Raw genomic sequence first — 18221 nt, forward strand, 5'->3', positions numbered from 1 at the left:
TCAAGCAGTGCGACGGAACCATTTGGCCAGGCGTTTGGCCGCTGACTCGCGTGGTTTTTGCTGCTGCGCTTCAACCCGGCTGACCTTGGCCAATTTGTGGCTGGCCATTGCCAGTACACCAGCGGCGAGTGCAGCATCGTCGGTTTTCCGCGAGGCAAAGAGCTGTTGCGCCTCATCGCCATCAACCAGTTCACCGGTTGCCGCATCAAAGACCAAAGCAGCGGATTTCTTACCCTTGCCGCCGGTTGCCGCCGGATCGGAAACGGCAGTGCCGTCACCGGTTTCGCCTGTGTCAAAGCTTCCCGATGAACTATCCGGAGCAGCCTCGGTCACCGAAACGCGCGTGGCGGCGTCCAGCTCCCCGGACATAACAGCAAGCTCATCATGCTCCAGACCCAGCAGGTGGCCGATTTCGTGGCGCAGCACCGTCAGCAGATCGACACCGGAACTGATACCGCCGGACTGGTCGACATCGTCGCCCTCTTCCGGTTCGATATACCAGCCGGCACCGGCCGCGTTCACGTCGATCATGATCGTGTCAGGCTCGACCGCGCGGGCCAGTGTATCGCCCTCCAGATCGCGCACCACAAGATTGATCTCAGCCAGCGCCTCCGCCTCGTCTGAGGTGACATAGCCAGCTTCGATCCAGTCGGTCAGCGCTTCGTCATAAAGACGCTGCAGATCGGCCTCTTCCAGCGTTTCACCGGCGATATATTCATCGCTGGCAACCGCCGCTGCGCTTTCAGCCGCCAGACGCAGCGCATCCTGGAACTGGGCATCATCGGTCGCCAGGCGGAATTCTTCGAACTCGGCCGCTCCGGAGAGAACAATCAGGCCGAAGTCGCCATCGACCAGCGCCGAGTTGAACCCGAATGAAGCGATTTCAGCGCCATTGAGCGTGATATCAAGCCCTGCCCCCTGCATCGTAACCTGAAGACGTGCCGCCTGGTTCGGGTTGAGGTTCACCGCATAGCTCGCGTCTATCACCTGGCCGTCTTCGGCGGTCGTATGCCCCACCACGATGCGGTCATTGACCGTGTCGAGCGCCAAGAACTTGTAATCGAGCGCATCGTAGCGATCAAAGACAAAGCCCGCCATGCCATCGGTTTTGATGTCGGCATTCATCTCAAGTATCGAGTTGGCCAGAAGACCGACTCCCAGATCGACAGTCTGGACCGCCGGGGCCGTGCCAATGACGGTGCCGTTCAGCGTGCCCGACGACTCGACCCACTCGGCGGACTGGATGACACGGGGCAGTTCTGACACTGGCGGCAGGAAGTCATCTGTTTCCTCCAGCGTCCAGTCGGGTGGCAAAACCTGCACCTTGAAGTTGTCGATCCGGCCCTTGGACCCGTCCATGCCCACGCCCACAAGGCCACGCGACAGCGGCACGGGATCGCCATAGACATCAAGCCGTGGTGTGTAGTCGTAGCTGAACCAGTTCACGCCCGCGACCGCGACGGTGACGTTGTTGCCGTTGACGGCAACCATCATGTCATAGTTGCGGTTGGGTTTGAGTTGGACAGGCTTGTTGGATTGCTGGACATAGTGCCAGCCGGCCTCGTCGACATAGCCCATTTCGATCTTGTTGGTCGAAATGTTGATACCGGCGAATTTGAAATCCGTGTCCGAATAGTAATCGAACACGACATAACCGTTCGATTTCCAGCCGCCCGTGGGTTTGTCCATGTTGAAGGTCGCTTCGACCTCGAAATAGCTCGGCTTGTAATCGTCGAGCAGGAACACAGCCGAGGCAGTACTGTCGGACGTGTCCGAGCCGATCTCCATGACACCAGCCGTGGCGGTAAACTGCCCCCGATCCACTGCGAAGCCGTCACCTGAACGGTCGTTAAAGTCCGCCGTGCGCAGGATGTCGCGCCGTCCGCCTGGGATGTTGCCCGCCTGCGGATCGCTGGGGGGACCGGACTGGTCCTGCCAGAAGCCGCGGTCGCGTTGAGTCACAAGGCCGATCTCGCCATGCGGATTGCCCTGCTGCTGGATCACCGCCGAATAGCGGCTGTCCTGGTAGCTAAACGCGTTGGTATCGGCCGTGCGGGTCATGTCCACACCGTCCGAGGCAGCCTGCGCAGTCAGGAAATCCCAAAGCTGCGGCGGCACCTGACGGCTGACCGTGGCGATGCCGAACGGTGCAAAGGGCACGATATAGCTGTTAAATTCGCCCAGGTGGTCGATCAGGCGATCACCGCCGGTATTCCCGATCAGGATGTCCAGACCGGCACCGCCGAATACGCGATCCTCCCAGCTCAGATGCGTCTCTGGCGTGAAGTTCAGACCGCTGTCTCCGCCGGGATTATCGGCAGAGCCGAAATTTCCGTTGTCATAGGAGTTACCCGGCCCGCCCATCACGTCGTCGGCATTCATAAGATCATTGCCGAAGCCGCCGTAGATATGGTCGCGTCCCGTACCGCCAACGATCCAATCGTTGCCCATGTCACCGAATATCGCGTCGTTACCGTCGCTTTCCACGGCCACTTCATCACCGACCGGGGTGCCATTGGGTTCGAATTCAACATGGCTGAGTTCCAGGCGGCCCTCGTTGTCGGTCGCGTTCAGGAAATACTGCTTGATGTCTGCGGGCGGTGCTACCGGATTGTCGGCGTCGCCTTCTTTCCAGAGTGTACCGTCATCGTTGAACAGTATCACGCGGCGCGGGTCGTATTCATCATAAAGATAGAATTCACCGGTACGCTGCTGAACCGGGTTGGGTTCATTCCAGTGTTCATCGCCATCACCGAAGAGCAATATATTGCCCGGATTCCACGGACGGGTGAAATCAGTCCGCACAAGGATCATACCCGTGCCGCCATTTTCGGGATTGTCGACGCTGGAGGTCGGCAGATCGCCTTCGAACCAGACCATGTAGCTATCGCCGAGCGCCTCATGGCCGCCAATCGCGTCGTTGCCGGATCCACCATGCAGGAAGTCATCCCCCAGACCACCAAAGATCACGTCATCGGCGAAGGCCGGGTTGTGGCTGGTGGGATCGGCGGAGGTGATCGCCTCAATTGACGAGTCGACGATGTCGAACGGGCTCAGATCGACCGATTTGACTAGCTCGCCCGCCCGGTTGATCAGCGCGCGTTGAACCTGGCCGGGCGTGTAGATCTCCTCGTTGAGGACGATACCCTGGCTGGTGCGGTTGTCGGGATCGACTGTCAGCAGGCTCCAGATACCGAAGAGGCTTTCGGCATATTCAGTCGCCTCGCCATGATCACCGTAGTTACCGAAGGAACGGGTGTTGCCCTTGAGGCTGACAGAGCCGTTATCCAAGAGGCCGATGTTGCGGCTGGTGAAAATCCGGCCATCGTCGCCGATCACCCCGTCATTGCCGGTGCCGCCAGAGATCCAGTCATTGCCCCAGCCGCCGATGATGTCGTCATGATCGGCATCGCCGAACATGATGTCATCCCCGCCGCCGCCATAGGCGATGTCGTCGCCAGCGCCACCATGAATTTCATCGGCACCGCCGATATCGGTCAGCGACCAGAAGCCAAATGTGTCACGCCAGATGTCTCCCTCGACCGGTGAGGGCTGCGGCACTGTATCGTCCAGTACATATTGCCCGTCATTGCCCGCATAGTCAGGCCCGCCCGCAAGGTAATCAAGCGTGGTCACACCGCGCACGATGATGCGTTCTCCGCCTTCGTCGTTATAGCCGGTATCCCGAACGAACACGTTGACCTCGGTTCCGCTCAGTCCCTGGAACGCGTCGAGGTTCACATCATAATCATAGGCCAGATAAAGTCCACCAGTCATATAGGCCGTTCCATCCCCGGCAATTGCGCCGGTCGAGCGCGTCAGGTATTTGCTGCCGTAAAGCGCGCTATCCGGGCTCGAGAAAACGATCCCATGCGGACCGAAGCCGCCGCTGTCGATGTCGTTGTAGCCATCGGCATCGGTGTCGAGAACATCAATGCTGTTGATGCCGACGATACGGATGATGTTGCCGTTGTCACCGACGATGGTGTCGGCGTCGCGGGCGTTGCGGCCAGAGCCAATCACCTCGTCACCTTCCGGCGTGATACCGACTTCGAAACCGGTCGTTGTGCCGTCATCCAGCGTTTCTTCGTTGTTGCGGCTGATAAGAGCGCCGGTTCCGCCAAACAGCTTGTCTTCGCCATCCGGGCGCAGATCGGGATCGGACAAGCTGAAAAAGTCCGACGAACCGCCCACGATATCATCCTGGCCAAGACCGCCAAACACCACGTCACAGCCGCCGCCGCCTTCGATATAGTCATTTCCATCGCCGCTATGGCCGGCACCTTCGAACGTGGCCGCAACCACCTTCAGCGCACCGATCGGGTCGGTGGTTTCGGGCAGTTCGCGGGCCGCGCCGACATAGCGCGTCGGGACGATCAGACCGCCAAAGTTCGGGTTCTCTGGATCATCGCCAATCGCGGTCCCATCCCCCCTGGTGGCCACGGCGCCGTCGATGGTGCCGTCGCCCTGAATAATGTCATTGCCGAGCTGACCGAAGATTTGGTCACTGCCCGCGCCACCCGCGATGTAGTCATTGCCGAACGACCCTTCACCGGTCAGACCGTCATTCATATCGAACGTGTGATACTCGGCAAAGTCGATTGCATATTCGGCCCACCAGCTTGGCCCGTTCGGATCGCGATAATCACGGGCAACCGGGTTGCCAAACTCGTCGAGCGTCACCATCAGCGTGCCACTGTCGGGTCCGAAATTGCCCAGTTCCTCATAACCCTCGCTGAGCGCCCGATCCGAGCGGGAATACATCAGCGTCCCGGCCAGTGTCTGGAAGCGCAGGCTGGTGATGTCGCCACCATTGACGCCACCGCGGCGATCAAGGTTGACGTTATCACCAAAGATCATGTCATCGCCTTCGCCGCCGTCGATCAGGTCATTGCCGGCGCCACCGATCAGGATGTCGTCAATCTCGGACCCCAGGATGATATCGTCACCGCCGGTCTGCGGCTCGACCGAGTTGATCTCGAGGATGCTGCCCAGAACCGTCGTCTGGATCTTCTGCGGGATACCCGCAAAGACGATATCGCCACGATATTCCTGGCCTACCGGGTCGGGCAGGTTCGGATCGATCACGAACTGGATCACTTCGCCATGATCCCCAAAGATCACGTCGGGCGTGCCGTCGGCGAGGCCCGAACCATTGCCGTCGATCAGATCGTCACCGGCACCGGGCACCGCGCCAAACTCGTTGAATTGATCAAGCTGTTCCGCCCGGTCAGATACGCGGTCGCCGAGAAGGTCGGCAACAGGGCTGGCCGAGGGAGACAGAGTCGTGGTGCTCGCGGGATCGTTTTCATCCGCGGTCGGCGCCGGGCTGTCGTTGTTCGTGGCCACGTGCAGCGCACGGGTCAGAATATTCACGTTAAGGCCGCTATCACCATAGATATGGTCTGTCCCACGGTTACCGATGATGGTGTCATCACCGGAACCACCAGCCAGATGATCCCCGGTTTGCGAGCCGATAATCAGGTCGTTACCCATACCGCCATAGGCGGTGATGCCGACCGACATGGTCTGCGCGGCGATCGTGTCAGGCAGATCGTCTCCATCCATGTCATCAAACAGGGCCGAGGCATCAATGATGTCGTTGCCGTGAAGGTCAAACTCATTGGCAAGCGCAAAGACCCATTCGTCATCCTCGTTCTCGCCATCTGGCAGATCCGGGAACGGGTTGAACGGTTTCTGGCCGAATTCGATGCCACGGGCATTGTCAGACTGGCCTGAATACCACACGCCATCCTGGCTGGTATCGCCATAGATCACCAGCGGGCTGTCGGGCCCTGCCCCGCCGGTGACGACGAAATGATCGCCGCCCACGCGCTGTCCACCGGAGCGGGTGATGTCATAGCTGCTGAACCGAAGCGTCGCTTCGCCATCGTGGTTCGTGCAGTCCTCAATTGCGGCATCGCGCAGTTGCAGCTCGTTGCCATCAATTGCGGCGATCTGGAACCCACCGGGATAGCCCTCGATGAAGAGCACGCCACCTTCGGCATAACCCAGACCGGTCCATGTCTCACCGGCATCATCGCCGATCAGCGTGACATAGGTTTCAATTGTGTCGCCACGCTCCAGCACCTCGATCAGAACGTTGAGAACTTCGCTGGTCTCCAGCGCCTCGGCCACATGCAGCAGCAGATCGGTATTGGTGGCATCGCCCAGCACAACAACCCCCGGCGATGTTGCCAACGGATCACTCAGAACCAGGACCGACCCCGTACCCCAGCTTTCAAACGGGGCCGGATTAGTGTCCGGATCCGGGAAATAGGCCGATTGGTCGGCATTTTCGATCGCGAGGATCTCGCGGGTATGGGTCTCATCGCCCAGCTGGATGATCTGGCCAACCTCAAATCCGGCCTCGGCATAGTCGCGTCCGTCGCGGCGGGTCAGCTCATTCTCGGAGGTATCGAAATCGAAGGTGCCATCGGTGTTGACATAAAGGTTGCCGCCACCATGAAGCACGCTCAGGCTGCCATGATCGGCCTGAACCCAGAACGCCTCTTGCGAGAAGGTCTGCCCGTCGGTCAGCCCGCCATTATTGTCGTCAAAGGCTTTGATCAGGATGGTGTCGTCACCCTGGAATTCCACGATGCGGAATTCCTGACGGTCGTCCCCGATGCCGATCTGCAGCAGATGCCCTTCGAGGAAGAAATCATCCTCCCAGTTGCCGCCATCATCGCGCTTGAGCGTTATGGCGCCCGCCTGGGAAATCGCAACCGTGGCGTCGAAGACCTGGAACACGTCCTTGTCCTCGGCGATGAACAACTCATCACCGGTCAGATCCAGCGCAGGCAGCGTGGTCGTATCCAGGATCAGCATCGAATTGTCGTTCGGGTCGCGCAGCGGAACGCCCGTGCCGTCGATTTCCGGCTGCTCCGTCATCGGGTTGTAATACTCAATCCGGTCTTCGATCGCGAGCACGGTGCCGAGGAAGATCTGGTTTTCGCCCTCTTTGGCATAAATGTCCTGACCCACCAGGAAGCCCTGTGATTTCCAGTCAAATCCCGCGCGGGTGATCATGACCTTGCCCGCCAGCTCCGGGTGCTCGGCAGTCAGGAAACCATAGTCGCTGCCGTTGAAATAGTCGTCGTCGCCGAACAGGCCGATCTCTGTGCTATCCCAGTTGGTAACCACTTCGAAATCATTCTGGGCCTGCACGAAGGGTGCAGGGTTCAGCGTTCCCTCGACATTGATATCGTCGTTGCCAACGCCCAGCATGACATTCACGACCTCGACCGTGGACACCTGGGAGTCATTGCTGACGCCGCTCGAGCCGAAGTTGACCTTGCCGAAGCTGATGCCGCCCGGATAGGTGAGCGTCACCGGAGCCTGACCCTCGGCACCCTCGCCAAAGAGCGGAACTTCGACAAACGGGAAGACCAGATCGGGGCCCATGCCAAAGCCGGTCAGCGTGGTTTCGGTAAGTGTACCACTGGTGTCGGCCTGGCTGCCATCGTTGAAGATGTTCAGCACGTCGATCTGCTGGCTTTCCGGCGCCTGGGTGCCAATGGCAATCAGGAACTCATCGGTTTCGCCGGGCAGCTTCACGCCGTTGGTCAGCGACCGGTCGGCACCCGAGGGGCCACCTTCGACCGCCAGCGGGCCGCGAATATCGCTGAGGCGATGCGGTTTGACCGGGAAGATCTTCACACCTTCACGGGTGGTCGGCACCTCGTAATAAGGATCGGCGGTCAGTTCGATGGTCTGGAACTTCCAGTAGTTGTCACCGTCGAGCGCGTCGCTGTCACCGTCAGAGGTAAAGGTCGCCTGAACCGCCAAGCGGTTGATATTCACCTGGACCGGTGCGCCACTGGTGAGCCATGCGGCACTGGCAAACGCGTCATTGGTTTCGAAGGTGAATTCCAGGGTGTGGTCCTTGGAGGCATTGAACCCGCGGATGATCGATATCTTGGCATCGACGAACTCGGCATCATTGGCGGCATTGGTAATGCGCACGCGCATGCCCGCAAGGAAGCCTTCGTTAAGGAAGCCCTGAACATCGTAATTCGGGAAGTCTTCCAGAAGCGCGAGGCTGTCGGGATCGTTCACGTCGATCACCAGCGGATCGAAGGTGACAAAGGAGTCGGTTCGGATCAGCCGGTCGGCGCCATTTTCGCTATCCTCCCAACGCACTTCGCCGTTCCAGACTTCCTCTTCGATCATTTTCGACAGGATGACGTCGGTGACGTCGTCCTGGGTGACACCGGCGTCGGTCAGGAGCGAGATGGTCTTGCCATCTTCGCCGATATCCCCGATCTCGAAGGTCAAGTCTTCGAGCGCGGCGATACCGCTGTTGCCGATCTCGATCAGGTCACCGACGGCCCAGCCATCGGAAAGGAAGCTGCCCAGATCGGAAACCCCGGCGCGGGTCAGCGTCGTGACACCGCCATCGGTGGCAATGTTGAGCGTCCCGATAAAGAGCTGCGTCGGACGCAACCCTCCGATGGCTTTGTAATCGGCGGCGGTGATGACCTCACTCGCGTCACGGACACCGTCGCCATTGGCGTCGATCCAGGTGACATCCGCCAACCCATCAGTCAGCACAGAGATGGTCACATCCGCAGTCGGCTCCTGCGTCAGGCGCAGTTTATACGTGTCGGATTGCGGTGACCCGTTCGCCGAGATGATGCGGGCATACTGGCCATCGCCATTACTCAGCCCGCCACCCACAACGGTGATCGTGTTGCCAGAGATGGTGTCGATAACCCTGTCACCGGCAAAGATGCCACTGCCCTCGATGGCAATGGTATGACCCTCGTCGAAACCCTCGGCAAGCCAGTTGAAATCGTCCTCAAGGGCAACAATCGTATCGCCACCGACGACGTCGAAAAGACCGGCGGTCGCAGTCGCAGGTATCAGAACCGTATCGCGACCGGATTCGATAACCACGGCGCCCGGGGTGTCGTCGTCGATCACTTCGACATCCAGTAGCCCGGTGCCGGACCGCAGGTTGGGGAACTCGTAATCGCCCGGCGTACCGTTGCTGTCATCGGAAACCTGTTCACCAACAGCCAGTGTGCGTGTGGCGGTCGCCGCCGGATAATCCTGCTGGGTCACCGCGCCTGCAGCCACGTCGAGAAGCGCTGTCAGGCCCGCATCCTCGAAGCCCACGATATTGGCGCTTGTCAGACCGGTGATGCCGCTGATCGAAATTGCCTCGGTCGAGAAGCCGCCGGCCACCCAACCACTTCTGGACAGGGTCAGTTTCAGCTTGGCGGTGTCGCCATCTTCCGCGTCAATCCACTCGCCCAGGGTTAGATCGCTGACCGTTTCAAGGTTCTGACCGAAACTCAGAACAGCGGTTTGGGGATCTTCACGCACATCGTCATCAATCTGGATAATGCCGATCGCAACGGCGTTGTCCCAGTTGGTGCTGTCGAAGGTGATCGTGCTGTTGCTTGCATCAAAGCGGCCCTTACCGCCCAAGTCGGCAAGTTTGATGCCTTTGTCAGTAAGTTCCTTCAGATCCGGATTGCCGGTCAGATCGCCAAGGTTGATCTTCACCACGACCTGATCGCCCGGTTCTACCTCTTTCGAAAGCTGGACCAGAATGACGTCCGAGAAGCCGGTGACATTGCTGCCCTCGATGACCAGCGTGCGGCCATCCTCGACATAACCGTCATTCACATCGCCATTGGCATCGAACCCGACACCACCAGCGCTGACACCACCCGCGCCGGTAATGGCGTTGTCATCCGCGTCAAGCTGGATGCCATCCACACCCATGACGCTGAACACATCCGCCTCGGTCACCAGAACGCCCGGCGTATCATTGTCACGCAGCTCGACCTCGACATTGCGCACATCGATTGCGTCGTAATCCTCGGCGTTGGAAATCACCGAATGCTGCACCACGACCACGCGGTCGCCTTCCGAGCGGGCATCATCGACCGCCCAGAGATAGACATCCTGCGCGTCTTCCCAGTTGGTATGGTCAAAGCGCAGCACAACGGCGCGGTTGGCAACATAGCCATCGGTGCCGTCAATCGTGACGGCGCGCATGAAGGCCTCCTCAGCCGCCTCGAACCCTTCCAGATAGTCCACATCGAACATATCGCCCTCGGCCACGGTCGGGGCGGGCAGGTTCGGGTCATAGGTGGTCGAAACCCACATCGTGTCGGCCTCGCCGTCGGGCAGCGGTTCTGGATTGGAAAAGGCGTCGTCGCGCTCGTCCTGCGGCGAACGCGCGGCGGAAACAGTCACATAGACCGCCTCACCGGCAACCAGCTGACGCGCCAGACGAACCGTATAGCTGTCAACCGACATACTACCAATCTCGCCCTCACGGATGGCGGTAAAGCCGTCGGTATCCTGCGCCGAAGACGCTGTGGTGCTTTCATCAATGACCACGAGGCCCTCACCATCGGTGGTGACGTTGTAATCCAGCCCGTCAACAACCAGCCCGTCATAGAAGATATCGTCGGATTCAACCAGATGATCCGCCGCGCCCGACACGCCTTCAAGCTCGCGTGTGATGATGTCTTCCTGCACGTCGCCCGCGACATTGATGATATCAGAGCCCAGCCCGCCGATCACGCGGTAGGCCACGCCGAAGGCCGTCGAGCGGACATAGAACTTGTCATCGCCTTCCAGCCCGTCGACCTCGACCACTTCCACGGTCGTGTAGCGCACGTTCAGACCGGCGCCAAAGATGCCCTTGTCGGTGATCGCGATATCGTCGGCAAATTCCGTGCCCAGCACCACCAGCTTGTCAAAGCCGGTACCACCATCAACGGAAACCGGTGCGTTGATGTTGTAGCGTACTTCGTCCTGGCCGCCGCCGGCGCGGATGTCCGGCGCCTGCGCAACCGAGAATCCAAGTCCGATCTGCGGGCTGGCCACGCCCTCTTCGTCCAGCACGATCACATCGTCGGTGGTGTCGCCCTGCGTGATGAAGAGATCGAGGAAGTTGATACCGCCATCATCGTTGGTGTCGAACCGCTCGCCCCCGGTACCTGCGGGCAGCGCGGCATCCAGCGCGTTGCGATAGGCCGTGGCCTCGGTTTCGTCCGTGTCATCGACCTGCACGCCCAGTTCCAGCAGCTTGGCCGCATCAAGCGTCGCCATTGCACTGGCGGCGGTCTGGTCGTCACCGGTGCCAAGCACGAAATCCGCGCCTTCGACATGGTCATAAAGATGGGTCAGCAGCGCCCGGCCCACGTCAAGATCGGTTAGGTTGATGTCCCCGTCATTGTTCCAGTCGTAATCGGTGGTCGCGCCAATCGCGAAGGCGCGGACGATGAAGAGGTCATTGTTGTCATCGCCTTCCAGCCGCAGTTCGGACTGGTTGGAATAGACACGGAATGTGTCGTTGCCGGTGCCACCCTGTGCCAGCAGCGGCGCAGAAGACCCGCGCGACAGCCAGCCACGCGTTGTCGAAACCAGTTCCGGGAATTCGTCCTGCTCAAGCAGGTTGCCCTCGGCGATGTTGCGGTTCGCGCCAAAGATCTGGCCGATCTGGAAGGTGTCGTCGCCCTTGCCACCGTCATAGGTGGCGATCACGTTCACATCGTCGGAATAGAAGGCGTCATCGCCGCCCTGCCCTTCGATGGTCAGCCGCCCGTTAAGCGCGGTGTCATAGTTGATCCGCTGAACCTCGGTGCTGTCCTCATTTCCGGGAAGGATGTCTTCATAGGCTTCCAGCGAACCATGCAGCATCGCCACATACCCCGGACGGTCGGCCACTTCGTTGGGCAGGAATGCCGCCGCGCGCATCAGGAAGATATCGTCGATCAGGCCGGTATCATTGGTTTCATCGCGGCCAAAGATCGTCATCTCGTCCACGCCGTCGGTCTCCGCACCGGTATCCAGCACATTGATCACGTAGTTGCGCGTGTCGGGTCCCTGCGAGCCAAGGGTGTAGACCTCGAACGTGTCGGTATCCGACATCCCGTCAAGAGTCAGCGTGTGCTCGGCCAGCTGGCCCAACAGGAACGGATCCAAATCAACGTCACCGTTATCCGCGTCATAGACCACATCCGTTGCCGAATTCACCGCCGTGTAGGCAACCGTCGTGCCTGCGGGCGAGGTCTGCGTTGCCGTATCCTGCAGGAAGTAGACGCGGAACTGATCCTCGTCGTCATCGGTATCGTCAGCGACATCGTTCGTTGCACCGCCATAGGCGCGGGTCTTGGACCCGAGATAGATGAAACCCTCGCTACCCCATGTGGTGTTACCGTCGCTGCCACCGGTATCGCCGAAGGTGAAGAAATCGACATCAGAATTACCGAAAATCTGGGTCAGACGGTCGTCATACCCGGCAGCCCCTGCGGCCAGACCACCCTCGCCTGCGGCGACGTCGGGTGTATTGGGGTCGGTGCTCAGGCCCTTGGGCCGTGAAACACCTACCGGATTGGCACCGGATTGTGCCCCGGCCATCACCAGAACGGCGCCGGCAATGATCTTGCCGCGCAGATCCATATGGGTGCCAAAGCCGCCATCGGCATCGGTGCCCACGTTCAGCGCGTTATAGTCACCGCGCAGGATGATGCCCTTGCCGGCGACCGCTTCGGAGTTGGAATCGAAGTCAACATCGTCGGCCACGCGCAGCTCGACCGAGCCCATTTCCGCGTAGATCGAACCATGGGCAAAGATGCGATTCGCATCCGGGCTGCTGCCCCCGACGGCATCGTTATCCTCAGCAAAGCGCGCCGAGCCGTTGTCGATCAATTGCAGATTCTCGTTGGTCGAGCTGCTATTGCCCTCGTCTTCTCGCACCGTGATCCGGATATCGCCCAGATAGGTATGGGCAAAGGCCAGCCGCAGCTCGTTATCGGTCTCGGCCAGATAGATATGATTGAGCGCCTCAAGGGAGACATCCCTGTCGGTGCCGTCATTAAGATCGTTGTTCTGCGTGAGACCCTCACGGCTGTCGATTTCCAGGTCGTCACCAAACTCGCCGATGCTGCCGCCTGCGGCATCAAGATCAATGCTTTGGCCGATGACATTCGCGGTGTTGTCGTTACGCGCATCAATGATCGACCCGGCCTGCGTGCGCAGCGACACGTCATCATCCGAATGCACGGTATGGATCGGCATGTTGCCTGCGGTTTCGCTCAGGAAGATGCCGTCGGTGCTGTCCGACAGCGTGTCATAGGCGCGCAGCACGCCGCCGCCACCACCGCCGGAGATATTGGTGTCGATCTCCAGGAAGTTGTCGAACTGGCCAATGCCGCCATAGGAGAATCCGTTACGGGTCTCCAGCGTCGGGTTGGCAACCTCGCCTGCCACATCCGCATGATCCGGGTTAACGAAATCGGGGGCGCCGATCTTGCCCGAAGCCGCGATCATCGTGATGCCCACGCCCGCTACGTCCGGATTGACCGACACGCCTTCATCGTCATTGGCGTCGATGATGCGCTGCGGTGAATACAGCAGCACATTGCTGCCGGTGGAGCGGATTTCCTCGACGCGCATGTCGCCGTTCAGCTCGGTGACTGCAATGTAACCATCTGTAATAACGGTCAGATCCCCGTTCTGATAGGCAGGGGTAGCATCGTTACCCGCATCCGAATAGGTGATCTCGGTGATCGCCAGAACGTTGATCGTGGGATTGCCAATGGTCGTGTCTACGGCCTTGACGATGATGTCGCCCGCATTGTCGCCCACCGTGGTGTTGAAGCCCGAGATCAGGCCCGGCAGTTCGCGCTCATCGCGGGTTGGGTCAATGCCCCGGAAATCATAGGTGGTGACATCAATTGCATCGTCAGTGGTCGCATAGAGCCCCCGGCTGACGCCCTGCGCCGTACCGACCTTGTCGGGGCGGAAGAAGTCATAATAGACACTGTCGGGATCAACCGGCCCTTCAATCGGGAAGGGCGAATCCACGAACACGCCCCCGGCTTCGCCATCGCCTTCCTGGAAACTCGACGGCTCCAGTTCCACGTCGACGGTATTGCCAGCCGAAATCCGGTCAATATTGACGATATAGGTGCCGGAATTGACGCCCTCGCGCTTCAGCGCCTTGATGTTGAGGTCGATATTGTCCTCGGCATCTACTGTGAAGGTTTCCACCGCCACCAGCGAATGGGTATCGGTCACATCCAGACCCGAAGTGCCAAGATCAATCGCCGTTCCACCCGGCGTTGCCGACAGTGTCAGCGAATTGCCGTCTGCGGCCACGTTGGCATAGTAGAGATCCCCCGACGTCAGGCCATCAATCGGATCGGTCCCAAGCTGGGTATAGCGCAGCAGCTGGCCGTCGATGAATTTCGAGAACTGGCCGAGGAAGATCTCGTCACCGCCCGCCGAGACCTGGCCCGTGGTAAAATGCAGCGCCTCGGGCACACCGTCACTGGTGACAATATCCACATTTACCCGTTCGCTGTCCGAGCCGATGTCATTGACCGCCTCCATGTTCAGGATATTCGTGCGGATGATCGCATTGGCCGCTTTGATCCGGTAATCCGGGTTCGGGCCGGTTGGTTCACCGGCGGTCGCACCGCCCCGGTCTTCGGCCGACAGAATCGAACCGACCGCCCTGCCATCCAGAGAGGACACGGTTTCGTTCGACCGGTTGATGATCGACGTGGTGCCAATCGGGTTATTGATTGTTCCGTCGATGATGATGTTCGAATTGGCTGTCTCGGTATTGATGATCTCGATCAGCGTCGGCGCCACATCCGGCTCAATGTTGAAATTGATCGGCACGTCGCCCTGACCCAGGCTCGGGCGCAACCAGACGGTTGGCTGATTATTCACGCCCACATCGATGGAATTGATGATCAGATCCTTGTCGGATTCGTTGATGATCGTGACCCGCTCCAACGACTGGCGGAAGGTCCATGTGCCGGAGTTGAGCGTCGAACCCGGCGAGCCGCCATCAATGGTATCGGAATAGAACGCCACGTCGCCCGGTCCCGGGTTAACGATGTCATTCACGACAATGCTGTCGGATTGGATCTCGCCGTTCATCAGCGTGGCACTGCCACTGCCAGCACTGTCATCGACGGACACTTCGACCGCCTTGGTGATCTGACCGGTGCCGCTGATTGTCAACTCCTTGGTGACCAGTTCCGGCGAACGACCCGACAGGATTAGCACGTCACTGTCAAAGTCGATCTTCTGGGTTTTGACCAAGCTGCCCGGCTCGGACGATCCGCCGCCCGCAAGCGACCGTTTCGATGTGCGCGCATTCTTGCTGTAATCGATGTTGTCGCCGGTTTTCTGGTACAGGCCATTTTCCGTCGAGGCATAAAGCGCCAGACGGAAGTCGTTGTTCATGAACTGGGCAAGTTCGGTTGTTTCGCCGTTGCTGTTGGGCACCTCGATCCGCGGACCTGCGGTGACCAGTGCATCGCCACGTCCGAAAATGTCAGAGCGCAGCTTGGTGTTGTTCTCGGCATCGGAATTCACCCAGCCAAACAGACCGGACGAGCGCGAGAAAGCCTTGGACCGTGTCTTGACGTCATTGTAGCTGACGATCAGGTCCACACCCTGGAAGCCGGTCAGTTCAGCGTTGGCCTTCAACTCGACATCGGTGTCCATGGTCAGACGCACACGGCTGATGCCCTCGCCCTCCGCATAGAAACCGCCGCCGCGACCGTCGGATTTCGCAAGGATGTTAACGGCGCGGTTTGACGGGTCAACGACCCCGTCCGCGTTGCCGCCATCGTAGACATCCTGAACCGTGGCCGTCACGATTGCTTCGCGCGCTTCGACCTTGGCACCATCCCCGATGGTTGTTTTCGTGTCGGTATCTTCCGCATAGAACTGCGCCAGCGCATCGGCATTGCCGCCAAAGCCCAAACCGCGCGCCACTGCGGACGACGAGCCGCGCACCGCGGTCGTCGATCGCATTGTCGCCAGGCCGCCTACCAGGATCACGGAATTGTCCCCGATCATCACTTCAGTGTCGATATCGCTGACATTGACCTTGCTTTCGGCATCCGCACTGCCGACGAAACCACCAGTGGTCGATTTCGAGGACGCCTCATTTTGGGTGATCGTATCCGCCAGAATCGACAGGTTGCCACCAGCCACGATGTTGGTCGAGCCACCGATGGTCGATTTGCTAATAACGGTCGAATTCACGATCGCGTCGGTATTGCCGACCGCAACCAGCCCGCCAGAGCCGTTGGTGGCGCTGGTCGTGGTGTCGGTCTCGGCAAAGGTCGTGATATTGACGTTGCCGCCCGCACGCACTAGATCCGCCGTCACATTGGTTTGCACGTCGACATTGGCCGTCAGTTCGGCCTTGTTCAGCTTGACGCCGATGATAGCACCCGATGCACCCTTGACGGTGGATGACGAAATGCCATCGCCGGTTTGCGGTGCCAGCAGGTTAAGCGCAATGCCCCCGGGCCCGAGAATCGTGTCGGTGTCGGCATTGACGCCGTTCTGCGTGATTCTGATGCGCAGATCATGTGTGCCATCCGAGGCCGACAGATCGACAAAGCGCGCATCAATCAGGTGATCGGCAAAGCCGCTGCCGGTTCTTGGCACCAGGTCCAGTTTGGCCCCGCTGGGCGCCACACGCAGACCGATCTGGTCGTTGTCCATGGTGTTGGAATCGTAGAAGACATAGTAGGTCTGCCCATCAATCAGTTCGCCACCGCCGTTGATTTCAATCGGCAAATCCTGCGCCCGGATCAGGCTGTGCGTGTCGGTATTGCCCTGATCGAGATCATCACCGATCGTCCCTTTGTCGGGTGTCAGTGCAATCACGTCGCTCACGAAGTCGGCATCCACAGTACCGGATCGATCCTGCACATAAGCGTTGAGGACCAGGCCTGTGCTGACGCCGGTCGAACTCAGGTCGAGCTGGATCGTCGCGCCGCCATTGGTCACGTTCGAGATCGTGGCAGAGGTGCCATTTGTGACGCCGCCAATGTTGAACAGATATACGGTACCGGAATTGAATCCCGAGCTGGCCCAGGTTCCGGAATTAAGTGTCAGGGAAACCTTGTTGCCGCTGTCCCACGTGTCCACGGTCATTGTTTTCGCGATGCGCGTGACCTCATTGAGACTGGTCGACAGGAACAACGTGCTGTCAGTTGCCGAGGAAACTGTCTCCGAGAAATCTGAGCCTATAGTGTCGGAGATATCGACCGTGACGCCATTGGCGAACCCGTCGTCAATCCAGCTTCCGCCGTCAGTCCGGATGATCTGGTCACCGGAATCCGTGCGCACGAAGTAGACAGGGATGTCGTCGAGCGTCGCCGTCTGGCGCAGTTGCAGGAAGGAATTGCCGCCCGGGCCATCAAGTTCGACGAAATAGACCTTTCCGTCCTCAAGTCCACCGACCTCCTGGCCGACATTTCCATCAGCGTCGCGGACCCGGTAAACAACAGCCTCACCATCGGCAAAACCATGGGCAGCCGGATCGCCTTCATCGTCAACGAAATGGATGTTGTTGTTGGCTGGCACGTCGCTGGTTGGATGGGCCGGGATCACGCCGTCACCAGTGAATGTCGTCGTTACATCCACCTGCCGTGACGTGAACTCCAACGCGTCAGGCGCGTTGTATGTCACTGCCTGGTTGTTCTGCAGGTTATGGGCAAAGCCAAAGTTGATGAAATCATCACTGTCGATTTCATCGGGAGCGAACCCGTCGATAAGCGCGTTATCGACATCCGCTTCGTCCAGATCGGTGCCATTGGGTGCAAGACGGATCGTCACCGCATCGACCACAACCACGTTATAGGTGGTACCATGATTCAACCCGCCAACCTCGGTGCCGTCCACCAGGTAATAGACAACCTGATCACCTGTCTCCAGCCCGTGCTCGGCCGAGAAACTGATCGTCTCGCGGTCCGCATCAATGCCGGTGGCAACACCGCTTGCGTCACTGGCGGCGTCGCCAGAGAACTGCGCCCCGAAGGCAATCGTGTTGGTATTAATGTTAATCACCGCATATTCGCGGTTTACCGCAACGACTTCTGTCGTGCCGCCAGGGCCTTCCTGGGTCTCGTTCGTCGGGCCTTCCAATCCGCCTATAACGGTCGTGCCCTGTGCGTATTCGATGATCTGGCCCGTATCCAGACCGTGGTTCAGAACGGTAACCGTGTCATCGTTGCTTTGTGTCATGGTGATCCGGTAATCCGGGACATCGCCATCCTGCGGGGTCACGGCAGCCTCGACCGTGACATTGCCGCCTGCGTCAATCGACGAGCCTGAGCGGATATCCGCGGCCACGGTCGGATTGACCTTGGTGTCGGACTGGACGCTGCCCACATCGACGCCACCGCCGGACACACCTTTGCCGCGCG

Annotated in this window: 1 protein-coding gene (cut by a window edge); it reads right to left on the bottom strand. The window is 59.5% G+C overall.

The genetic code is table 11. The features are described from left to right. Positions 1 to 18221, bottom strand: partial view of an LEPR-XLL domain-containing protein gene (locus tag BUB78_RS17140; RefSeq protein ID WP_073200198.1) — the 3' portion only. 11569 nt of this gene lie beyond the right edge of the window; the window shows 18221 of its 29790 coding nt (coding positions 11570–29790); the start codon falls outside the window, past its right edge — the gene reads right to left on this strand; it ends in the stop codon at positions 1 to 3.

It is taken from the genome of Roseovarius marisflavi, assembly GCF_900142625.1.
In the GTDB taxonomy this organism is placed as follows: Bacteria; Pseudomonadota; Alphaproteobacteria; order Rhodobacterales; family Rhodobacteraceae; genus Roseovarius; species Roseovarius marisflavi.